The sequence below is a fragment of the Candidatus Obscuribacterales bacterium genome (genome assembly GCA_036703605.1).
Taxonomy (GTDB): domain Bacteria; phylum Cyanobacteriota; class Cyanobacteriia; order RECH01; family RECH01; genus RECH01.
On the sequence record DATNRH010000427.1, the window covers coordinates 1 to 1184 of the forward strand.

Annotated in this window: 1 protein-coding gene; it reads right to left on the bottom strand. The window is 52.5% G+C overall.

Going from position 1 to position 1184, the window contains the following annotated elements; translation table 11 throughout:
- Window positions 1-677, bottom strand: a 677-nt coding sequence (locus V6D20_08755) for an integrin alpha (protein ID HEY9815870.1), incomplete at its 3' end; no start/stop codon positions are given.
- Window positions 678-1184 lie beyond the last annotated feature (507 nt).

Sequence of the window (1184 nt, forward strand, 5' to 3'; positions counted from 1 at the left end):
TCGAGGGTAGAGAGATTGAGGGTGCTACTGAACCCATCCTCACGGCCAAACACCACATAGCTGGAGCCTGAATTGGTGCCGTTGGGGGCGGCACCGGGTGCCCCAATGATCAGGTCATCGATGCTATCGCCATTGATATCCCCGGCCCTGCTCACTGAATAACCGGAAAGGTCAAATGCGGCGACGCCATCGATACGAAAGCCATTGTTGCCATCGAGGGTGGAGAGATTGAGGGTGCTACTAAACTCCTGCTCACTACCAAACACCACATAGCTAGCGCCTGAATTGGTGCCGTTGGGGTCGGCACCGAGTGTCCCAATGATCACGTCATCGATGCCATCGCCATTGATATCTCCGGCCCTGCTCACCGAACGACCAGAAAAGTCACCTTCTGCTACACCATCAATACGAAAGCCATTGTTGCCATCAAGGGTGGAGAGATTGAGGGTGCTACTGAACCCACCCTCACGGCCAAATACCACATAGCTAGTGCCTGAATTGGTGCCGTTGGGGGTGGCACCAGGTGCCCCAATAATCAGGTCATCGACGCCATCGCCATTGATATCCCCGGCCCTGCTCACCGAACGACCGGAAAGGTCACCTTCTGCGACGCCATCGATGCGAAAGCCATTACTGCCATTGAGGTCAGCCAAGTTCAAAACAGGGTCAAACGTCATCTTGTTTCCTCTTGTTGATGTAGGGTCTGCTGAAGAAGTCCAAAATAAACCTGAATCGGAGGTTCTAGGAATTGTTCTGGAAAAATAGAGCATGGTGAAAAGCGCTAAAAGTATTGATTTCTCATTCAATCGGCTTAAAAAAACTTACACATGATTCAGGAAATATTGGCTGAAAAACCCTTCTACGTTGATTCCAGAACCAGACTCACGGCGGCCCTAACGCACCATTGTTTTTGCGGTCTTAGCTGATAAGCGCTACCCATCCCCAGATTATGTCCCCTCAGTGCTGCTCTACCCTGTTTCTTTGCGTCTTACCGCCCCCCCTTCCCCACACAACCCATAACTGGCTAACAACTCCAGCAGGGTGGAATTATCGACGATGCTGCTACTGATACTCTGATGGGTTCAGGGCTGGTAATTCATGTCCTGGGCTGGTAGGCCTTGGCGAATTTCCCTCGGGGATTTGCCCGCCAGCCCGGCAAGCTGGCGGAGGGCTTTGCCGCTGAG